General features: G+C 60.0%; 4 protein-coding genes. 1 reads left to right on the plus strand and 3 read right to left on the minus strand.

Annotated elements, in window-relative coordinates:
* Positions 1-323, minus strand: a 323-nt coding sequence (locus FJ404_19285) for a type II secretion system protein (protein ID MBM3824995.1), incomplete at its 3' end; no start/stop codon positions are given.
* A 227-nt stretch (positions 324-550) separates the two neighbouring features.
* Here FJ404_19285 and FJ404_19290 point away from each other — a divergent pair.
* A complete protein-coding gene (locus FJ404_19290) occupies positions 551-1,396 on the plus strand; it encodes a hypothetical protein (protein ID MBM3824996.1) in 846 nt (281 codons plus the stop codon).
* A 75-nt stretch (positions 1,397-1,471) separates the two neighbouring features.
* On the opposite strand, the gene FJ404_19295 is transcribed toward FJ404_19290, so the two are convergent.
* Both FJ404_19295 and FJ404_19300 read right to left on the minus strand, forming a co-directional pair.
* Positions 1,472-3,691: an ATP-binding cassette domain-containing protein gene (locus tag FJ404_19295; protein ID MBM3824997.1), complete on the minus strand. Its 2,220-nt coding sequence runs from the start codon at positions 3,689-3,691 to the stop codon at positions 1,472-1,474.
* Between the two features lie 315 nt (positions 3,692-4,006).
* Positions 4,007-4,555: an SET domain-containing protein gene (locus FJ404_19300; protein MBM3824998.1), complete on the minus strand. Its 549-nt coding sequence runs from the start codon at positions 4,553-4,555 to the stop codon at positions 4,007-4,009.
* Between the last annotated feature and the right edge of the window lie 312 nt (positions 4,556-4,867).

Here is a 4,867-nt window from a genome sequence, read left to right on the forward strand (position 1 = left end):
AGGTTCGTATTGTCCTTGGCTGTGGTCCAGGTCAGGAACCCCGTGATCCAGCTTCCCTCAACACTGCCCGGGCCACCCAGATTCATGTTCTCGACCAATGAATCATTGTTATCGTTGGCGTACATGACCCAACCGAGCCCCAACTGTTTGGTGTTGCTCAGGCACGCGATGCCCTGCGCCTTGGTCTTGGCCTTGGAAAGCGCCGGCAGAAGCATGCCAGCCAAAATAGCGATGATCGCGATGACAACCAGAAGTTCGATTAGCGTGAAAGCGCCGTGCCGTGCGGAAGGCAGCGAAGGGTTCGGTCCTCGGAGTGGCTTCATACCCTACGTCTATGTCTGATCGGGAGTCTTGGCAAGTCTTCGTTTCGGCGCCATTCAACCGTAACCGGTCCGCGGGGCCATGGCCTCCATTCACGGCCGCTACCGGTGGGCCGGAAGGCCGGACACGGCGGGCTTTCTCGACGCATCGCGCGCCAGACGGAGCGGAGAGGACGCTATCGGACAGTGATGCGGAGCGACCCCGATCATCGGGACGGGAAGACCCGGCCTTGATCGACGAGGAATCGGATCAGATCGTGCAGTTCATCTGGAGTCAGGCCCGCGGTGAGATCAACCGGACTGTCCCACCCAGCGCGCCGATCGCGACGGAGGCCGATCCGATTCCGGAAGGATTGAATTGGGATTTCTGGTGCGGGCCGTCACCTCTGCTGCCGTTCAAGACGTATTATCTGGGCGGTTGCCTGCGCTGGGGCCGCTGGCTCGCGTTCGGCGATGGCCATCTCGCGGACATGGGGGCGCCCGCGATCAATTTGCCATGGCGCGCGCTGGAATTGGGCGCTCCGCAACGGGTCTCCGTCCAGACGGCCGAGCCGTTCATGGACAGCTATCCTTCTGCGACCGATTTTCGCTGGGAATTCCCCGCGCGCGGGCAGTTTGCGTCCGTCACGGTCTGGTGGCACGACGGTCCCAAAGCGGGACCTCCGGTCGAACTGGGCAATGAATTGCTTTCCACCTACGGGAAAGTGCCGACCAACGGGGTGTTGTTTGCCGGCGAAAAAGGCCTGCTCTGCTCGGATGCCTGGGGCGTGGTGAAGATGAAAGGCGAATCCGAAGGCTGCGGCGTGCTTAATCACGAGGCGGGCCAGGCGGTCGCGGCCACCGGGCCGCGCGCCCCGAGGGACCACATGCAGGAATGGCTCGACGCCTGCAAAGGCGGGGCCGAGACGTTCCAGGGATTCGTCTCCAGCGCGGACATTGCGGAGGTGGCCATGGTGGGCATGGTGGCTCTGCGCTATGGCAAACCGATTGAATGGGACAGCGAAAAGATGCAGGCCAAAGGCGAGCCGGGCGCTGACCCGCTGATCCACCTGGAAGTGCGCAAGAAGTGGCTGTAGAGGATGGGTGGAATACATGAACGGCTCCCGGCCAATGGCCGTCGGCAGCGCAGCGAAAAGTGAGGGAGTGGGTTTTCAGCTCCGCAACTCCGCCTCCGCCATCAGTTTTGCCTTCAGTTCGGGCGCATCACCGAGGATGCGGAAGAACAGAGGCCGATTGAGGGACAGAAAGAGAGACGGAGTCATCGTCTTGATTGTGGCGTTGCGCACCTCTTGTTTAAGAAGCGCCACTTCGCCGAAGAAATCGCCGTCGGACAGGACAGCCACGCGCAACGATTCCCCGGTCGGGAGCCGCTTGTGCACCGCGACTTTGCCGCGCACAATCAGAAAGAACTTGTCCCCCGCATCGCCTTGCTCGAAGACCACCCGGTCGGCGGCCAACTGCTCGGAGTTGAATGCCTTTGCCAGTTCCGCATGCAGCGTCGACGGCAGATCTGACAGGATCGGGATCTCGCGGAGTTTTTCGGGACGAAGGACGGCTGATTCTCCATCCGCGGAAACCGTGAAACCCATCTGCTTCTGCCAGAGCCTGGCATAGACGCCGGCGCGCTCCAAAAGTTCCCGATGTGTTCCTTGCTCGACGAGTCGGCCGTGGTCAAAAACGCAGATGCTATCGTAATCCACCACACTCTGGAGGCGGTGGGTGACCGCGACGACCGTTCGGCCGCGCGACAGTTGTGCGACGGTTTGGTTCAAATTGGCTTCGGTGGCCGGATCCAACGCCGACGTCGCTTCATCGAGAGCCAGGATCGCCGGGTCCCGAATGATTGCGCGCGCGACGGCGATGCGTTGGCGTTGGCCACCGGAAAGTCTGCCTCCGCGCTCACCAACGACGGTGTCGTAGCCGTCCGGCAGGCTGCGGATGACATCGTGAATTTCCGCGGCCCTGGCGGCCACCTCGATTTCCTGGTCCGCAGCATCCAATCGGCCCAGCCGGATGTTCTCGCGAATGGTGGTATTGAAGAGAAAGCTTTCTTGAAAAACGACGGCCATTTGCCGACGCAACGTTTTTTCGGGGATGAGATTGGTCGCAATCCCGTCGATCGTGATGGAACCCAGAACCGGTTTATAGGAGCCCATGAGCAAATTGAGCACCGTGCTTTTGCCCGAGCCGCTGGGTCCGACGAAGGCGACGGACGCCCCCCGAGGGATGGTCAGATTGACGCCGGAAAGATTCAGGCCCTTGCCGTCGTAGCTGAAGCTGACGTTGCGAAAGTCGATCGCCTCCTGGAAGCGTGTGAAGGAGGCGGTGTGGGCGCTCACTTCGGAAGGCGCGGTGGGCGACTCCAAAAGCCGGTTCAGGTGTTGGATGGCGCCGCTGGCTTGGATCAAGGTCGGCACATACTGCGTCACGTAAGAAAGCGAATAACTCAAGGTAAGGAACAAGGTCTGAAAGGCGGTGAGAGTGCCGATGGAGATTTGATTGTGGTAGGCCATCAAGGTCCCGATGCCCAGAATGATGATCTGCAGGAAGACGACCGCGACGTTCGCGGTCCGTTCGACCAGCGCGTTGAGGAATCCCAGCCGGATCGATTTCAAAAGCAGATTCTGGTTGTGCTTCTGAAACTGTTCCCGAACCACATCGGCCAATCCAAAGGCGATCACGACCGGCCTGGCCGCAAGGTTTTCCTGAACGGTGGAAACGACGCTCCCCTCATCCTCTCGCCGTTCGTAGCTGGTGCGGGTCGCGCGCGGGCTGATCGCCCGCGGTCCCATGAGCGCCATCGGGAAAACCAGCATCGCCGCTGATGCGAGCCTCCAATCGAGGCAAAACAGCAGGACCACGCTGGAGCAGATTTCCAGTGCAGGAAGAACCCCCCAGGGAACCGCGGCAGTGAGGGCATTCTCCACCGCGGCCAGGTGCCCGGAGAAACACACCAGGATCTCTCCCGATGACGTTTGCGAAAAAAAGCGCATGTCCTGGCTCTGGATGCGATCGAAGAGCAAGCTTCGCAAGTTCTCAAGCAGCTTTGCGACCACGCGTGCATACATGTAATCCCGTCTAAAACCCACCGCGGAAATCACAACTGCGGCAGCGGCCAGCCCAGCCAGAATCCCGTAAAGCCAGGCTTGCTCGCGCCCGATGAGCGCGCGATCAATCAGAAACTTAAAGCTGATTGGCACGGAGGCGCTGAACCCCATTTCCAGAAGGAGAATGGCCGAGATGAGGAGGATCTGGGCCGTGAAAGGACGCGACCATTTGCCTAATGTCCGGAACGTGTTGTACAACCCTTCGGTGTCCTCTGGAACCTCAGGTGGGCCCGATCCGTCGCGAGGGGAATCTTGCGTCTTCATGCGAGCAGTCTCATGGATCCAAAGTCACTTATCCGTCTCGAGTAAATGCCTGGTCGGGTTGTGCTGCCGCCCAGGCGCTTTTGTCTCCGCAATGTCTATTCAGTTTCGATGGAGAGCGCACACGCCCTCGCGCCTTCGCGACGACGCAACCGCGACAGCGGCGCAGGCGAGTATGATAGGAGGCATTCTCGCCGACCAGACTGGTGTTGTCAAACAAATCACTATCCAGTGACCGTTTGACGTTTGGCTTCCGACGGGCGAGGCGCCGGTCGGAACACGCGAGGGCGCGTGTGCTCCCCAGTTTCGACTGCATAGTCACGGACCAAGTCCCATGCCCGGTCTTCCAAAGATTTCGCGGATGCGGTCGTGCATGAAGGACGGAAATCCGTAGCCGTACTGGTGGACCAGTTGCTTCCAATCTGCCCCGGTCACTTTGCGCCGGCACTTCGGCGTGCCGCAGCCGCAAAGGAATTCCTGGTCGAAGCTGAAAGTGAATGTGCCGTAATCCATCGTCAGTTCTTCGCCGAAATCGACGTCCCTCAAAGTCACCACGTGGTCGTGGAGGTCGTAACCTGTGTTCGGTTCGCACGAGTGATTGAGAAAATTCGACGGATGCCTCGGGGCGTTGGGGTCCAGAGTGCCGAGGATCCGGGTCGGATGGTGATTGTAGGCGTATTTGAGGAAGATTCGGCGCCGGGAGGGGTCAAGCCTCTGGACCTCCGCCGGGGTCAATTCGATGAAGCTTTTTCTTTCCTCCTCATCCCACCAGTCGTTCCCGCCGAAAAGGATGGTCTTTTCAGGGATGGGGCGCATGGCGACGAGGGCTTTCCCGAATCTGCCTTCAACGATTTTGAAGGGCTCCATTTCGCGATCACCCGCGTGAAGCGAGGAATCTTACGGGTGGCGAAGACGCCGAATCCGCCCAGCGGACTTGAGGCCCTGGTCACTGAGGCGGGTCCGATGACCCCTGAAGAAACAGTGTGCATCTCTGAATTAGTTCGCCACGCTACACAATCGCCCGCCAAACACAATGAGGGTTTCCAAAACTGGAGCAGCCGCCGGGTCACTCCAGCAAAACCCGGTAGAACTTGATGGCGCTGCTCGAAACCTCCCGGTCCTCGATAATCACCGTCCCGCCGGGAAACGGGTCCGGCACGAAATCCGTCCAGAGGATCA

It is taken from the genome of Verrucomicrobiota bacterium, from assembly GCA_016871495.1.
In the GTDB taxonomy this organism is placed as follows: domain Bacteria; phylum Verrucomicrobiota; class Verrucomicrobiia; order Limisphaerales; family VHDF01; genus VHDF01.

Coding starts and splice junctions, on each gene's coding strand:
- FJ404_19300 (MBM3824998.1), bottom strand. CDS start 4,555: ATGGAGCCCTTCAAAATCGTTGAAGGCAGATTCGGGAAAGCCCTCGTC.
- FJ404_19295 (MBM3824997.1), bottom strand. CDS start 3,691: ATGAAGACGCAAGATTCCCCTCGCGACGGATCGGGCCCACCTGAGGTT.